Origin of the sequence: Microbacterium oxydans, from assembly GCF_000956525.1 — a bacterium.
In the GTDB taxonomy this organism is placed as follows: Bacteria; Actinomycetota; Actinomycetes; order Actinomycetales; family Microbacteriaceae; genus Microbacterium; species Microbacterium oxydans_A.
The window spans coordinates 84413-99363 of the sequence record NZ_JYIW01000024.1 but is presented as its reverse complement, the minus strand read 5'-3'; the positions used below and the strand labels follow the sequence as shown (position 1 = coordinate 99363).

Annotated in this window: 19 protein-coding genes; 5 read left to right on the top strand and 14 right to left on the bottom strand. The window is 67.9% G+C overall.

Going from position 1 to position 14951, the window contains the following annotated elements; all coding sequences use genetic code 11:
• Nucleotides 1-3: 3 nt before the first annotated feature.
• The 9 genes from RS83_RS08955 to RS83_RS08920 form a co-directional block, all read right to left on the bottom strand.
• Nucleotides 4-306 (bottom strand): Dabb family protein, encoded by a 303-nt coding sequence (locus RS83_RS08955; RefSeq protein WP_045279173.1) that lies wholly within the window; start codon nucleotides 304-306, stop codon nucleotides 4-6.
• Nucleotides 303-599 carry a glutaredoxin family protein gene (locus RS83_RS08950; protein WP_045279172.1) on the bottom strand — a complete coding sequence of 99 codons (297 nt, stop codon included), beginning with the start codon at nucleotides 597-599 and terminating at the stop codon, nucleotides 303-305. Before RS83_RS08950 ends, RS83_RS08955 begins: the two co-directional genes overlap by 4 nt.
• Entirely contained in the window at nucleotides 596-898 is a 303-nt protein-coding gene (locus tag RS83_RS08945) for a rhodanese-like domain-containing protein (RefSeq protein ID WP_045279171.1), read from the bottom strand. Before RS83_RS08945 ends, RS83_RS08950 begins: the two co-directional genes overlap by 4 nt.
• An 83-nt stretch (nucleotides 899-981) precedes the next feature.
• Nucleotides 982-1080: a 30S ribosomal protein bS22 gene (locus RS83_RS18550; RefSeq protein WP_003792170.1), complete on the bottom strand. Its 99-nt coding sequence runs from the start codon at nucleotides 1078-1080 to the stop codon at nucleotides 982-984.
• Nucleotides 1081-1215: 135 nt separating this feature from the next.
• Complete coding sequence (locus RS83_RS08940) at nucleotides 1216-1407, bottom strand: helix-turn-helix domain-containing protein (protein WP_045279170.1); 192 nt, start codon at nucleotides 1405-1407, stop codon at nucleotides 1216-1218.
• 75 nt (nucleotides 1408-1482) lie between these two features.
• Nucleotides 1483-1887 (bottom strand): cyclase family protein, encoded by a 405-nt coding sequence (locus RS83_RS08935; protein ID WP_052679019.1) that lies wholly within the window; start codon nucleotides 1885-1887, stop codon nucleotides 1483-1485.
• A 133-nt stretch (nucleotides 1888-2020) separates the two neighbouring features.
• Nucleotides 2021-2818: a DUF2071 domain-containing protein gene (locus tag RS83_RS08930; RefSeq protein ID WP_052679017.1), complete on the bottom strand. Its 798-nt coding sequence runs from the start codon at nucleotides 2816-2818 to the stop codon at nucleotides 2021-2023.
• Complete coding sequence (locus tag RS83_RS08925; RefSeq protein WP_045279169.1) at nucleotides 2815-3153, bottom strand: metalloregulator ArsR/SmtB family transcription factor; 339 nt, start codon at nucleotides 3151-3153, stop codon at nucleotides 2815-2817. The genes RS83_RS08930 and RS83_RS08925 overlap by 4 nt, the downstream gene beginning before the upstream one ends.
• 49 nt (nucleotides 3154-3202) lie before the next feature.
• The gene (locus tag RS83_RS08920) at nucleotides 3203-3619 is read right to left on the bottom strand and encodes an ArsR/SmtB family transcription factor (RefSeq protein WP_045279168.1); all 417 of its coding nucleotides are present in this window, start codon (nucleotides 3617-3619) and stop codon (nucleotides 3203-3205) included.
• Between the two features lie 104 nt (nucleotides 3620-3723).
• On the opposite strand from RS83_RS08920, the gene RS83_RS08915 reads away from it, so the two are divergent.
• Both RS83_RS08915 and RS83_RS08910 read left to right on the top strand, forming a co-directional pair.
• Nucleotides 3724-5154, top strand: coding sequence for a TrkH family potassium uptake protein (locus RS83_RS08915; protein WP_045279167.1), 1431 nt, complete (start codon nucleotides 3724-3726; stop codon nucleotides 5152-5154).
• The gene (locus RS83_RS08910; protein ID WP_045279166.1) at nucleotides 5147-5818 is read left to right on the top strand and encodes a potassium channel family protein; all 672 of its coding nucleotides are present in this window, start codon (nucleotides 5147-5149) and stop codon (nucleotides 5816-5818) included. The genes RS83_RS08915 and RS83_RS08910 overlap by 8 nt, the downstream gene beginning before the upstream one ends.
• Here RS83_RS08910 and proC read toward each other — a convergent pair whose 3' ends face one another.
• On the bottom strand, nucleotides 5819-6658 hold the full coding sequence (gene proC / locus RS83_RS08905) for a pyrroline-5-carboxylate reductase (RefSeq protein WP_045279165.1): 840 nt from the start codon (nucleotides 6656-6658) through the stop codon (nucleotides 5819-5821). It lies immediately after the preceding gene.
• A gap of 60 nt (nucleotides 6659-6718) precedes the next feature.
• Here proC and RS83_RS08900 point away from each other — a divergent pair, with 60 nt between their 5' ends.
• Nucleotides 6719-7690, top strand: coding sequence for a cation diffusion facilitator family transporter (locus RS83_RS08900; protein ID WP_045279164.1), 972 nt, complete (start codon nucleotides 6719-6721; stop codon nucleotides 7688-7690).
• A gap of 2 nt (nucleotides 7691-7692) precedes the next feature.
• Here the strand turns inward: RS83_RS08900 and tadA are convergent, their stop codons facing one another.
• Nucleotides 7693-8148: a tRNA adenosine(34) deaminase TadA gene (gene tadA, locus RS83_RS08895; protein WP_045279163.1), complete on the bottom strand. Its 456-nt coding sequence runs from the start codon at nucleotides 8146-8148 to the stop codon at nucleotides 7693-7695.
• Between the two features lie 130 nt (nucleotides 8149-8278).
• Between tadA and upp the strand changes: the two genes are divergently transcribed.
• A complete protein-coding gene (upp, locus tag RS83_RS08890; protein WP_045279162.1) occupies nucleotides 8279-8911 on the top strand; it encodes a uracil phosphoribosyltransferase in 633 nt (210 codons plus the stop codon).
• A 160-nt stretch (nucleotides 8912-9071) separates the two neighbouring features.
• Here upp and RS83_RS08885 read toward each other — a convergent pair whose 3' ends face one another.
• The 3 genes from RS83_RS08885 to nadE all read right to left on the bottom strand — a co-directional run bounded on the left by RS83_RS08885 (nucleotide 9072) and on the right by nadE (nucleotide 14274).
• Nucleotides 9072-9842, bottom strand: coding sequence for a hypothetical protein (locus tag RS83_RS08885; RefSeq protein WP_045279161.1), 771 nt, complete (start codon nucleotides 9840-9842; stop codon nucleotides 9072-9074).
• Between the two features lie 8 nt (nucleotides 9843-9850).
• Nucleotides 9851-13321: a TM0106 family RecB-like putative nuclease gene (locus RS83_RS08880; protein ID WP_045279160.1), complete on the bottom strand. Its 3471-nt coding sequence runs from the start codon at nucleotides 13319-13321 to the stop codon at nucleotides 9851-9853.
• 134 nt (nucleotides 13322-13455) lie between these two features.
• Nucleotides 13456-14274 carry an ammonia-dependent NAD(+) synthetase gene (gene nadE, locus RS83_RS08875; protein WP_045279159.1) on the bottom strand — a complete coding sequence of 273 codons (819 nt, stop codon included), beginning with the start codon at nucleotides 14272-14274 and terminating at the stop codon, nucleotides 13456-13458.
• A 112-nt stretch (nucleotides 14275-14386) separates the two neighbouring features.
• Here nadE and RS83_RS08870 point away from each other — a divergent pair, with 112 nt between their 5' ends.
• A complete protein-coding gene (locus RS83_RS08870; protein WP_045279411.1) occupies nucleotides 14387-14944 on the top strand; it encodes a nucleoside phosphorylase in 558 nt (185 codons plus the stop codon).
• The last annotated feature ends 7 nt before the right edge of the window (nucleotides 14945-14951 follow it).

Genomic DNA, 14951 nt, shown 5'->3' with positions numbered 1-14951 from the left:
AGGTCAGATCTCGAAGTCGACCGAGGCGCGGGACGAGACCACGGAGCGGACGAACGTCGAGACCTCGACGTGCGCCGGGTGCACCTGATACTCCTCGAGCGCGGCGATGCTCTCGAAGTCGGCGACCAGGGTCACGTCCCAGTTGGCCTCCGGGTAGGCGACGTTCGCGCCGGCCGTGATCGAGAGGATCTGGGGAACCTCGCCCTGCAGTCCGTTCAGACGGCGAGCGACCTCGGTCGCATGCTCGTGACGCGTTGCTGCATCGTCGGCGGCGAGCTTCCAGGTGACGACATGGCGGATGGTCATCTCGACCCCTTCTGGTCGCTGAGCGCGACGCTTCTGACGGATTCCTCGAGTGCGTGGCGCAGACGGTCGGGCGAGACCCGCCAGTGCGAGTGGAGCTCCCCGTCGATCAGGATGACCGGGATCTTCTCCCACCACAGGTCGTACAGCGCTGGATCATCCTGGATGGACGCCTCGACGATCTCGATCTGCTCCGCCGCTGCATCCGGGAGTTCTGCGACGACCGCGTCGATCACTTCCGAGGCGACAGCACAGAGGTGGCAGTCGGGCTTGCCGATCAGGGTGAGCGTGGTCACGCCGATGGCACCTCGACGGCACGACCCTGAGCGATCCACTCGCCGGTGCCCCCCTCGACGTTCGTGGCGTCGTAGCCACGAGCCTCGAGTGCCTCGACGACGCGCGCGGAGCGTCCGCCGGCCTGGCAGATCACGTCGAAGGACTCGCTGGGCAGCTCTTCGAGACGGTTGCCGATCTCGGACATCGGGATGTTGACCGCACCGGGCACGTGCCCGGCCGCGAATTCATCGGTCTCGCGCACGTCGATGAGCGGCGTGGCGGAGCGTTCGGCGAGTTCGGTGACGGTGATCGACTTCATGATGTCCTCACGATGTGGCTGGTACTCGATGCGCCCGGAGACACAAAGCGCCCGTCCGAAGACAGGCGCTCGTGTCTGGCCGCTTACTTCTTGTTGCGGCGCTGGTGGCGAGTCTTGCGAAGCAGCTTGCGGTGCTTCTTCTTCGCCATGCGCTTGCGGCGCTTCTTGATGACAGAACCCACGGAAACCTCACTAAGTCAGTGGCTGGGTGTCGCGATCTCGGACACCCGGGTACGGGCACGGAAAAATGCCTCGGATCAGTCTAGCAAACCACAGCACGTCGACTGACACCGTCGACGTGACGTGACTCGCGGACCTCAGCCGACGTCGGCGATCGGACGCTGGAGAGCGTCCGCGACGGCCGACTCTGGCACGCGATAGCTGCGGCCGAATCGGATGGCGGGCAATTCGCCGGCGTGAACGAGTCGATAGACGGTCATCTTCGACACTCGCATGATGTCGGCGACCTCGGCCACCGTCAAAAACCGGACATCAGGAACTTCGGGCATCCCACGTACCCCTTTCTCAATGTGGACACTCTATGGGGTAGCTGGGACGCGTGTAAACCCATGTGGCCTGTGTGATCAGGAGCTTGCAGGCACCGTCGCGAACGCGCGCACCGGGAAGGTGCCGAATCCGCACATCGCGGGCGGGGCCGCGGTGAAGCGGGCACCCTGCGCAGGCACCTCCGCGAGCGCGTCAGATGCTCGACGACATGCACGCCGGCCGCGAGCAGGATCGTGCGCGCAGGACGCGCTCCATCCGGTGTCGAGCAGGACCGCGGCATCCCGGAGATGACGATCGGCCAGTGTCACCGCCTCGATCCCCCGCCGCTCCACGTCCCACGCGTCGCGGAGGTGGAACACCTCTGCGCGAAGGCCGACGAGCGTCCGGAGGTCGAGTGAGGCGAGATCTCCGCCGCCCTCGCAGCGGTGGTACGGCGCATCCAGGTAGGTGCCGGTGTTGCCGTTCATGGTGATCATGTCCATCGCGAACTCCGTGCCGGGAGCGTACTTCGCCCTGGAGTCCTCCCGGGTGAGGTGCGGCACGATGGTCGGCGCCGGCAGGCCAAGGTTTCAGCGAAGGCATAGCGTGCGCCTGAGAATCCCCCAGACTGCGCTGTCAGTCTGTGTGAATGATCCCGGCTGGCACCGCCGGATCGATGCGGGAATGAGACCCGCCCGTCGCCCCTGATGACACGCCCCCTGTCGTCAGGGGCGATGTCTGTTCCGGCCGACGCCAGATGACCGGAAGGTCACGCATCACGAGCGCACTGTCGAAGGTCGCGGCTCCCGGTGGGAGCGCATCGAAGAACGACGAGGTCACCCGGTTCACACGGCCGGCATGGACCGACCACGTCTCAGCGGTGAGTTCGAGCGGCTCCGCACCGCGGTCGCCGCGACGCGGGGACCAGCCGATGGACCCTGCTCGGTAGAAGTCGGATGCATCCTGCATGCTCGGGAAGAGCGAGCTGTCCCAGGTCTCGGTCAGCTCGACGTCGGCGGCGACCTCGGCGTCCGGCGCGCTCATCCGAACGCGGAAGCGGGTGTCGGTCTCGTCGAGCTGGAACTGCGCGCGACGCTGGACTCCGGGGAAGAACCGCCCGCCACCGATCACCGGGATCAGCCCCGAGCTGTGGCGTCCGGTCACGTAGACACCCTGACGCACCCGGCCTCCGTCATCCCACTCGACGGCGAACCGGTGCGCGACGTTCTGCGTCGAGACGCCCACCCGCGGTCGCACCCAGCCGGGCCGCACGTCGGCGAGCGCGATCATGCAGATCCCGCCGACCGCGCTGCCGTCGACGAGCTGGGGCCGGAACGGAGCGGGGATGATCCGGCTCGCCGCATCGGCATCGACCCGATAGGAGAGCAGCAGGCGACGAGTCATCCGCCCGCGGATCGTCGTCATCCCGATCATGCGCGCGCCTCCTCTGCGGTCGTCTTCGAGGATCCTCGACGCCGGACCTCCCTGAGCACCATCTGCTCGGGGCAGACCGTGGAGAGGAAGTCGCCGACCGACAGCGCGAGTCGTTCGCCCACCAGGGAGTACAGGATGCGGTTGGCGTCCCGACGTTCGGTGACCAGCCCCGCGCCACGCAGCACGGCGAGATGGCGGGAGATCGTCGGGCCCGAGTTGTTGAACGCAGAGGCGATCTCGCCCGCCGTCAGCTCGCCGCCCTTGAGATCCTGCAGGATCTGCCGTCTCGTCGGGTGGGCCAACGCCGTGAAGATGTCGCTCGTACCATCGCTCATGCTGCGAATTTAGCACTGTAGCTAAATAGCTACAAGGGTACGAATGCGATCAGGCCCCGAGGCGCTTGAGCGCAGTCGCGACGACGTGCTTGGCGGATGCCGCAGCACGGCCGACGACCTCGGCCGCATGCGTCGCGCCGTCCGGCAGCGGAACCATCGGGTACTCGATGTCGGGGGCGTCGTCGCCGTAGGCGTCCATCAGGAAGGGAACCAGCCAGTCGTCGACGGCCTCGAGCGGCTCGACCGCGAGGCTGTAGAACCGGCGCTGACCGTCTTCGCGGACGGAGACGAGCTCGGCATCGCGGAGCACCTTGAGGTGCTTCGACACCGTGGGCTGGCTGATGCCGAGTTCGGCGACGATGTGGCTGACGCTCGTGCCAGCGTCTCCTTCGGTGGTGCGTCGCAGCAGGAGCTGGAGGATGTCTCGCCTCGTACCGTCTGCGATCACGTCGAAGATGTCCGTCATGAGTTCAGGCTAGTCGTCCCCGGCACGGAGTACCATGACGAAGGCTCGGCGAACGGTGCCGTGTGACCGCCGGACGCGGTCGGAGGAGCTTGAAGGGGGATGCGATGTCGGGCATCGTGTCGGCGTCCTCCCCGCAGCGCGTCCTTCGCGACCTCGGTTCGCGGGGCAAGCACATCATCACCTCCTCGCCCTCGCGATTCGCGATCGTCATCTTCGCGCTGCTGATCCTGATCTTCACCGCGCTGCTCTCGCTGCCGATCGCCTCGGCGTCGAGAACCGTCACCCCGTTGAGCGACGCGCTGTTCACCGCGGTCTCCACCATCTGCGTCACCGGTCTGGCGACGGTCGACATGGCGAACCACTGGTCGCCCTTCGGTCATGTGCTGATCTTCATCGGCGTCAACATCGGCGGACTCGGCGTGCTCACGCTCGCCTCCTTGATGGGCATGGTCATCTCGAAGCGCCTCGGCCTCCGCGCCAAGCTCATGGCCGCCGGCGACACGAACCCGATGCGCGCGCACGGCGGCGTCGTGAACGAGAGCCAGACCGTCCGCCTCGGCGAGGTCGGGCAGCTGCTGCGCACCGTCGCCCTGTCCTCGCTCATCATCGAGGCAGCGCTGGCGGTCTTCCTGTACCCGTCCCTGGTGATGGCGAAGGTCGACCCGATCGCCGCGCTCTGGGAGGCCCCGTACTTCGCCGCGATGGCGTTCACGAACACCGGCTTCGCGCCGAACGACGGCGGCGTCGCGGTGTTCGCAGACGACTACCTCGTGCTGTCTCTGCTGATGGTCGGCGTCTTCCTCGGCAGCATCGGGTTCCCGGTGATCTACTCGCTCGCGAAGCACGTGTGGCATGTGAAGCGCTGGTCGCTGCACACCAAGCTCACGCTCGTGACGACCGTGCTGCTCTTCGTGCTCGGCGCGGTCGTGTTCCTCATCCTCGAGTACAGCAACCCGAAGACCTTCGGTTCGATGGATGCCGCCGACACGACGTTCCAGGCCTTCTTCCTGTCTGCGATGACCCGCTCTGGCGGCTTCAACGTGATCGACATGTCCGACCTCAACGGCTCGTCGCTCGTGGCCGCCAGCATGCTGATGTTCGTCGGCGGAGGCTCTGCGTCGACCGCGGGCGGCATCAAGGTCACGACCCTCGCCGTGCTGGCGATCGCGGTCTGGTCGGAGGCGAAGGGACGCCAGTCGGTCGAGGTGTTCGGACGCCGCATCCCCAGCGACGTGCAGCGGGTGGCCCTCAGCGTCGTCGCGTGGGGTGCCACGATCGTCGCGCTGTCGACCATCGTCATCGCCCAGATCACGAAGGCCGACATCAGTCACGTGCTGTTCGACGTGATCTCCGCGTTCGCCACCGTCGGCCTGTCGACCGGCCTCACCGCGCAGCTTCCGGATGCCGGATCGTACGTCCTCGCCGTCACCATCTTCATGGGGCGCATTGGTACAGTGACACTCGCCGCGGCAGTCGCCGCGACCTCACGATCGCAGTATTACTCGCTTCCAGTGGAAAGGCCGATCGTTGGTTGAAGTGCTCAGGGGCGATGCTCCCGTACTCGTCATCGGACTCGGCCGCTTCGGCGCCGCCTGCGCCGGCGAGCTCGACCGCCTCGACCGCGAGGTGCTCGCGATCGACGGCAACCTCGAACTCGTCCAGAAGTGGTCGGACCGCGTCACGCACACCGTGCAGGCCGACGCGAAGAACATCGACGCGCTGCGTCAGATCGGCGCGCAGGACTTCCAGGTCGCCGTCGTCGCGGTCGGCTCCTCGATCGAGGCATCCGTGCTGATCACGGCGAACCTCGTCGACCTCAAGGTCCCCCAGATCTGGGCCAAGGCGGTCTCGCAGTCGCACGGCAAGATCCTCGCCCGTGTCGGCGCGAACCACGTCATCTACCCGGAGCGCGAGGCAGGCGAGCGCGTCGCCCACCTCGTGAGCGGCCGGATGCTCGACTTCATCCGCTTCGACGACGACTTCGTGCTCGCGAAGATGTACCCGCCGAAGTTCATCCGGGGCGTCGGCCTGAACGAGTCCGGTGTCCGGACGAAGTACAAGGTCACCGTCGTGGGCGTGAAGAGCCCTGGCAAGCCGTTCCGCTACGCCGAGGCGAACACGATCGTCACCAACCACGACCTGATCATCGTCTCGGGCACCAACAGCGACATCGAGCGGTTCGCGGCGCTCGACCGCTGATCAGGCTCCGGCCGCGAGCTCCTTGGCCCGAGCGAGGGCTGCCGCAGCGGCATCCGCGAACGTCCGGTCGAGGTGTGCGTCCTGCAGCACGGCGATCGCCCGCTCGGTGGTGCCCTTCGGGCTCGTCACGCGGCGCCGCAGCTCTGTCGGGTCGACGTCGGATGCGTCGAGCAGGGCGGTCGCACCGATGAACGTCTGCTCCACCATGAGACGCGCATCGGCATCCGCGAAGCCCATCTCGACAGCGGCCTTCGTGAACTCCTCGATCAGCAGGAAGACGTAGGCGGGTCCGGACCCGGAGATCGTGGAGAGCGCGTCGATCTTCGGCTCCGGAACCTCGACGACCGCTCCGACGGTCTCGAACAGACGGTGCACGAGGGCGAGGTCCTCGTCGCTGGCGGCCGGGCCGGCCGCGAGCCCCGTGACGCCCTTGCGGATCGTGGAGGGGGTGTTCGGCATCGATCGGATGACACGCACGTCGGCACCGAGGATGTCGGCGAAGGTCTGCAGCGTGACACCGGCCGCAAGGCTCACCACGATCGCATCCGAGGCGAGGCGCGGGGCGATCTCGCGCAGCAGATCGGGCACCATCGCGGGCTTCACGCCGACCAGCACGATGCGGGCGGACGCCGCGGCATCCGCACTTGCCGATGGCTGGGATTCCAGCGCGATGCTGGTGACGCCGTCGAGGTCGGCGAATGCGTCGGCCTTCTCCTGCGTACGGTTCGTCGCGATGATGCCGCCGTCGATCGTGATTCCGGAGGCGACGACGCCGCGGAGGATCGCCCCTCCCATCGAACCGGCACCGAGGAACGCGAGAGCAGGAAGGGAGTCGGCCATGTCGTCATCCTACGGCGGGCATACCCTCATTCCGACGGCGTGCAGTCCTAGACTCGGAGCATGAGTGCATCCGGAGGCAACAAGGCCATCGTCGCGGCGTTCCTGGCGAATCTGGGCATCGCGCTCGCGAAGTTCGTCGCATGGGCACTCTCCGGCTCTGCGTCGATGCTCGCCGAGGCGATCCACTCCGTCGCCGACTCGGGAAACCAGCTGCTGCTGATGCTCGGCGGCCGCAAGGCCCGACGCGAAGCCGACCGCTCGCACCCGTTCGGCTACGGCCGCGAGCGCTACGTGTACGCCTTCGTCGTGTCGATCATCCTGTTCTCCGTCGGTGGCCTGTTCGCCATCTACGAAGGCGTCGAGAAGCTCACCAACCCGCACGAGCTCGACCGCACCTGGTGGTGGCTGCCGCTGGTCGTGCTGGTGATCGCGATCGGCCTGGAGTCGTTCTCGCTGCGAACCGCAGTGCGCGAGAGCAACCTCGTGCGCGAGCAGGGGCAGTCCTGGGTGTCGTTCGTCCGTCGCTCGAAGGCACCGGAACTCCCGGTCGTGCTGCTGGAGGATGTCGGCGCGCTCACCGGTCTCACCTTCGCGCTGTTCGGCGTCGGACTCACGCTGATCACCGGCAACCCCGTCTTCGACGCGCTCGGCACCGTGATGATCGGTGTGCTGCTGGTGCTGATCGCGATCGTGCTCGGCGTCGAGACCAAGAGCCTGCTCGTCGGCGAAGGCGCGACCCAGGGAGACCACGACCGGATCGTCGATGCGATCAACGCGGGCGACGAGATCGAGAAGATCATCCACATGAAGACGCTCTACCTCGGACCCGACGAGCTGATGGTCGCTGCGAAGATCGCACTGAACGCCGACAAGCCGCTGCGCGAGGCAGCCGACGACATCAACGCGATCGAGGCCCGCATCCGCGAAGCAGTGCCGGTCGCTCGCGTCGTCTACATCGAGCCGGACGTCTATCGCCCGGCGATCGACCCCGAGCCCTCGACCGACGTCTTCGTGCTCAAGTCCTCGGACTGAGATCAGCGGCGCTGCTCGAAGAACGCGCGCAGGAGGGCCGTCGCGGCATCCGCCTCGACTCCGCCGACGACCTCGGCCCGGTACGGCAGCCGTCGATCGCGCAGCACGTCGTACATCGACCCGGCTGCGCCCGCCTTGTCATCCCAAGCGCCGAAGACCACGCGGCCGATGCGCGCCTGCAGGATCGCGCCGGCGCACATGATGCACGGCTCCAGGGTGACGACGAGCGTGTGCCCCTCGAGATTCCAGGAGCCGACGGATGCCGCAGCGCGCCGCAGCACGTCGACCTCGGCGTGACCCGTCGGATCGTGCGTGGCTTCGCGGTGGTTACGGCCCTCGGCGACGATCCGGCCGTCCGCGTCGAGCACGACGGCTCCCACGGGGATCTCATTCGCCGACGCCGCTTCGGCAGCGAGCGCCAACGCGCGGCGCATCGCGAGATCGTCGGCGGCGGTCATGCGTCGAGCCTACGACAGCGAGCATCGCGCGGTCATCGCACGGTCGGGCGAGACCTGACGCCGGAGCGGGCGGCGGTGAGCCGGAGCATCCGATGTCGTGTCGACCCGCGCGGCGCATTAGCCTGTATCCATGCGTGTTCACGTCGCCGACCACCCTCTCATCACCCACAAGCTCTCGGTGCTGCGCGATGCGCGCACCCCGTCACCGGTCTTCCGGCAGCTGACCGAAGAGCTCGTGACGCTGCTCGCGTACGAGGCCACGCGCAACGTCAAGGTCTCGCCGATCGAGATCACGACCCCCGTCACCACCACGATGGGCGTGAAGATCTCCGAACCGCGCCCGATCGTGGTGCCGATCCTGCGCGCTGGACTCGGCATGCTCGAGGGCCTGGTCACGCTGCTGCCGACCGCTGAGGTCGGCTTCCTCGGCATGGTCCGCGACGAGGAGACGTTCGAGCCGAAGACCTACGCCGAGCGCCTGCCTGACGATCTCAGCGACCGCCAGTGCTTCGCGATCGACCCGATGCTCGCGACCGGCGGCTCGCTCGCAGCAGCCATCCAGTTCCTCTTCGACCGCGGGGCGAAGGATGTCACCGCGATCTGCCTGCTCGGCACCCCGGAGGGCGTCGCCGCGATCGAGGCCATGGCCGGCGACCGCGACGTCACCCTCGTGCTGGGAGCGCTCGACGAGCGTCTGAACGAGAAGGGCTACATCGTGCCCGGTCTCGGCGACGCCGGCGACCGCCTGTACGGCACGGTCTGATCCTCGGGCGCAACCTCGGGGCGTGACCTCGGGGCGGGGCACCTGAGCGCGGGCCGAGAACACACTCGAATGATGCTCCAGGCATGCATTTCTGACCCCGCATCGACGGCACGGTCCGATTCGGCAGACCGCTGATCAGAGGCGAGCCCGATCCACGGGCTCAGCCGAGCTTCAGCCGGTACGCGCGCTCATCGCCATACTGTGTGAACCCTGCGCGGGCGAGGATCGGCGCCGAGGTGGCGACGCGGCCCTTCACGAGAGCGGTGGATGCACCCCATTCGGCACTCACCCGCAGCCGCTCCGCCAGCACCGCACGATAGGCACCGCGTCCGCGGGCTCCCTCGAGCGTGGCCGCACCCCACAGACGCGCGAAGCCGTCGATGACGGTGCACCCACCCGTGCTCACGGCGTCGCCGTCACAGCGGCCGAGCACACGGAATCCTTCGCCGGCGGTGAGACCGTCCTCGATCTCGGCGAGCTCGTCTCGTAACCCACCTGCATCCAGGGGCGCCTGCTGCCAGACCGGCACGTTGATCGCGTCGACCTCGCGCACCTGTTCGAGGGTCCGGACGACCTCGGCGGAGGCGGCCTGCGGCACGTCGATCGACGCCCCCTCGATCCCGAGCGCGAAGACCGTGACCGTGTCGATGTGCTCGGCGCCACGATTGCGCAGCTCGTCTTCGAGGTCGGGACCATCCGAGGGATTCGTCCAGAACGTGAGCTCGGACTCGCCCCAGGCGCGGGTCCGGTCGATCGCGTGGTCCAGGACCTCGCCGGCGGTGCGGTCCGATCTGACCTGCGAGCCACGAACACCGCCGCCGAAGCGTGCGGGATACCGCACGAGCTGCAATTCGACATTCTCGTGGTCGCCGTCACGAGGCACCCAGAACCACGCGGCGGCGGCGCGGAGGATCTCGTCGGTCGAGTGCATGCGAGGGCTCAATCCACGACGCCGACGAGGCGCGCGAACGCACTCAGCCGGGCCACGCCCTCCGGCGTGTAGGGCAGGTCGTCGAGCAACGCGGGAGAGTGGATGAGGTAGGCGACGCACTGCGCGCGGGAGATGGCCACGTTGAGCCGATTCTGGAGCAGCAGGAACTCCGGCCCGCGGGGCGCATCCCGACCACTCGAGGCGGCGAGCGAGGTGATCGAGATGACGGCCTCTTTGCCCTGGAAGTTGTCGACCGTACCCACCGGCACATCGGGGAACCCCGCCGCCGAGAGCGCATCGAGCACCAACTGCCGCTGCGCGTTGTACGGCGTGACGACGATGATGTCGTGCTGCGTGAGGTCGCGGGTGGTCGCCGCCTCATCATTGTCGGTGAACGGACGGCCGACGAGCTCGCCGACCAGCCGAACGACCTCGGCGGCCTCTTCGGGCGATTGGGTGGAGTTGCCTCGATGACGAAGCGGCACGATGTGCAGACCGGAGTCGATCCCGTGCACTTCGCGACGTTCGGTGCCGGGCGCCGAAGCGAGCTTGCCCGCATAGGAGAGCCGGGACACCGGCGCCGCGACCGCCGGATGCATCCGCCAGGAGCGCGCGAGGAAGTACCCGTATTCGGGGCGCACCACGGCGTCACCGTCCATGACCCAGCCGAGTGCCGAGGTGTCGACCGGCTCGGGGTGGGCGCCCTGGCTGACCTGCGGCAGCTGCTGCGGATCGCCCAGCAACAGCAGCCGCTTGGCCCCGGCCGCGACCGCGATGGTCGAAGCAAGTGAGAACTGCCCGGCTTCGTCGATCACGAGCAGATCGAGGCCGCCCCGGTCGACGCGTGCGGTGTTGCTGAAGTCCCAGGCCGTGCCGCCGACCACGGCGCCCTCGTCGCGATGCTCGGCCAGGAACGGCGCCATGCCGCTCTTCGGGATGACGGTGTACGAGGGATCGGCAGCCGGATCCTTCGGCGCCTTGCCGACCTGCGCTGGCGGTACCCCATCGGCGACGATGCGCTCGAGCAGCGTCTCGATGATCGCGTGGGATTGGGCGACGACGCCGACCTTGAACCCGTGCTCGGTGACGAGACGCGCGATCACGCGGGACCCCGTGTACGTCTTGCCGGTGCCCGGGGGGCCCTGCACGGCGAGGTAGCTGCGGTCGAGGTCGAGGACTGCTCGGACGATCGCGTCGATCACGTCGTCGCCTGCGGCGGGGATCGGCGTGCCGGAGAGCGTGCGCGGCGGGATTCGGCGCAGGATGTCGGTCGCTGCGCCGTCGGGGAACGACGGCGCAGCCGCGTGCACGGAGTCCGCCCACTCGTCGATCGCGCCCTGCAGCGAGACGACCCGCGGCGGTGCGGCAGGCGTCAGCGCAAGCGGGATCTCGTCCCAGGTCTGCCCCTGAATCGCGGTCTCGGTGATCAGGTATCCGTCGTCGAGCACCTCTGCGACCGTGACCGTGTGCGGCACATGCACGGCACGAGACGGCACCTCGAGGTCGAACGGCGCCGGGACCTCGTAGAGCGCGAACGGCTGCGCGCCGACCCCGAGCGTCGTTCCCGGCGACACCTCGCCACGGATCTCGATGTCACGCGACATCACGCGACGGCCTTCGGCGACGCTCCAATCCCGACTCACGACCGAGGTGGGGCGATCGACGCGCACCACGTCGCGCGTGCCATCCCACATCGTGACCGGCTCGCGCAGCCGCTGGAAGTGCGAGACCCAGAAGCTCTTGGCTTCTCGCGAGAAGTAGTCGATCGCTGCCGCGGCGATCCGGTGCACCTGCCCGTCGCCTCCGGCCTCGACCGCAGCCTCGGCATCCGCGAGCAGGGCCACGGAGCGCGGTGAAGGCTCGTAGACCAGCTCGTCCGCCGCATCCGGCGGCGCGGGCGTCACGCCTTCGCGACGCGCGATCTCGATCAGCCAGTTGCGCAGGCGCCTGGTCGACACGCAGTCGTAGCGGTTGTAGTCGGCGAGATCGGCGAGCACCGCGTCAGCATCGGCCTGCTCCCCTGCTGCCGCGAACTCCCGCGCGGCGACGTACTGCACGATCGAGTCGTCGCCCTTCTGCACATCGCTCGTCCGCACGTCTTCGCCCATGTACAGCGGCTCGAGCTTCTTGATCGAGTACGAGCGCGAGCCGACCCGCACCGTGCGCAGCACCAGCGGATACAGATCGACGAACACGCCCTCGCGGAGCAGCCGATCCACCTCTCCCTCACGGACCCCGTGGCGTGCAGCCATCGCGACCAGATGCGAGGTCTCGTAGGGGGCGTAGTGATAGATGTGCATGCCGGGATGCGCCGCCCTGCGCAGCTTCACGAAGTCGAGGAAATCCTCGAGCGCACGCTTCTCATCGGCGAAGGTGTGCGCCCACAGCGCGGAGTACTGATCATCGTTGTCGACCCAGCCGAACAGGTAGTCGATGCCCCAGTGCGCCTCGCCGTCGGGCGCGGGCTCGGTATAGAGCGGATCGCCCTCGAAGTCGAAGAAGATGTCGCCGAGGCTCGGCACCGGAAGGGTGTGGATCGCGGCTGCGTAATGCACGTCGTAGGTCGGCACGCCCTCGGCATCCGCCCGCAACTGCACCCGTGCCTGCGCCCGGAGCGTCGCGAACGTATCTGCATTCATGCCCTCCGGCGCATCGGTCGCAGCCGCGAGCGCATCGATGGTCTCGATGCCGCCGGCACGGAGGCGCGCGCGCTGCACCGGCCGCATGCGTGCGACCATCAGCAGGTCACGGTGCGCGATCACCTGCTCCTCGCACGTGGCGCATCGTCCGCAGGCGACCACGTCGAGGTCGCCCCGGCCGTCACCCCACGCCAGCGGCGCCCCGCTCGCGCCGCGTTCGATGCCCCGATCGGCGATGAGCGCGCGCAATCGTGCGCGGCGGACGTGGAAGAGCGGCAGCAGATCGTCGACGGAGTGCGTGCTGAGCGTGCTGTCGCCGAGGATGAGGTCGACCTCGTCGGATCTCGGGATGCCGAGACGATCGAGCTGATCGACGTATGCCGCGAGCTGCATGAGTGCGGTGACGCGGGCCTTTCGCGCGAGCTTGGAGTCCTGCACGCGCCAGCGGCCGTCATCGTCGCGGCGGAGGAAGTCCGCGAACCCGACGAACTCCTCGGTCGCGAACGCGGCCTGGAAGACGACCAGCGCATCGGAATTCAGGGCTTCGATCGTCTCTTCGACTGCGGCGGCGAGGGCCTCGGCATCGATCGACGACACCTTCTCGATCTGATGCACGCGATCGTCGCCGAGATCCTCGACGTACCGGGCCAGGACGTTGCGCTCGTGCACGTCGCCGAGCAGGGCGGCACGAGCGAGCGTCGCGTCTTCCGGCTCCTCGACGGCAGGCACCCTGCCCAGCTTCGCGTCGATTGCGCGGCACCACGCGAATTCGCATTCGGCGGCCGCCTTGAGGTCGCTCGCGCTCCAGATCACGCGCTGCGCCTGAGTGTCGATCCGCACTGTGCTCCCATCGATCGGATGCTTCGACCCTAGCCGCGGCATCCGACACTCAGGCTCCAGCCCGCGCGCACGGCAGATACGCCCCGAGCGCGTCAGCCGGGCGGCTCAGAGACGTGTACCGGCACGCCGATCGGTCAGCGCCACCAGGTGTCGTCCGGCGTCACCGGCAGGTTGCGCTTGTGCTGCGTCGCGAGGTACTTGGCCTCGATGCGGCCGGCGACCTCAGGGTCGACCTCTCGCCCTTCGAGGAAATCGTCGATCTGCTCGTAGGTGAGACCGAGCTCGTCCTCGTCCGCACGGCCGGGCTGGCCGTCGAGCAGGTCTGCGGTCGGCACCTTGAACGCGAGGCGATCGGGCGCTCCGAGCACCTGGAGCAACGAACGCCCTTGACGCTTGCTCAGTCCTGACAGGGGCAGCACATCGGCCGCTCCGTCGCCGAACTTCGTGTAGAAGCCCGTGACCGCCTCGGCTGCGTGATCGGTGCCGATCACGAGCTGGCCGCCGTGACCGGCCAGTGCGTACTGCGTCACCATGCGGACCCGCGCCTTGATGTTGCCGCGGTTGAAGTCGCTGATATCGCTCGTGACGGCGAACTCGATGTCCTCCTCGACACCGTCGACGCCGTTCTGGATGTTCACCTCGACGGACTCGTCGGCGGCGATGAACTCCAGCGCCGCCTTCGCGTCGTCCGCGTCGTGCTGCACGCGATACGGCAGGCGCACGGCGAGGAATGTCGCCGCACCGCCCTCGGCACGCACGCGTTCGACCGCGAGCTGCGCGAGGCGTCCGGCCAGTGTCGAATCCTGTCCACCCGAGATGCCGAGCACGAAGCCCTTGGCACCGGTCGCGCGCAGGTAATCGGCGAGGAACTGCACACGGCGCTCCACCTCGGCGGCTGGGTCGATCTCGGCCGAGACGCCGAGCGCTTCAGAGATCTGCTTCTGCAGGGACACGTGATCCTCCGGTCTTCTCGACGTCAGTATCCTCCCCCAGTGTTACATCGGGATGACACTGCTCGCACGCACATGGCTTCGCGCGACCCGATCGACCTGGCAGGATGGCGAGGTGAAACTTCTCGTCGCAGCCATGGCCTCCGAACTCGAAGCATTCCCGGAGGAGCTCGAGGGATTCGATCAGCTCGTCACCGGCGAGGGCAAGATGCAGGCCACCTACGCCCTCACCCGTGCGCTCGATGTCAAGGAGTACACCGAGGTCGTGGTCGTCGGCACGGCCGGCGGCATCGACCCGAATCTCGATGCGGTCGTGCACGAGATCGGAAGCGCGCTGCAGCATGACGTGTTCGACCTCGACGGCGTCGCCGGACAGCACGTCTCGCTGCCGGCACGTGTGTCGACCGGACGCGAGGGCGTGCTGATCGCCACCGGTGACAGCTTCGTCGGTGACGCAGGGATCACGGCCGTCATCCGCCCCTCCGGAGCCGGACTGGTCGACATGGAGACCTACGCCTACATCTGGGTGGCCGAGAAGTTCGGGGTGCCGATCCGCGCCTTCCGAGCCATCTCCGACCGGGCTGAGGACGGCGCGCTCGTCGACTTCCGCGCCGCGATCGCCCGGTGCAGCGTGCAGCTGCGCGACACCATCCGCCGGGAGTACGGCGTCTGATCGACGC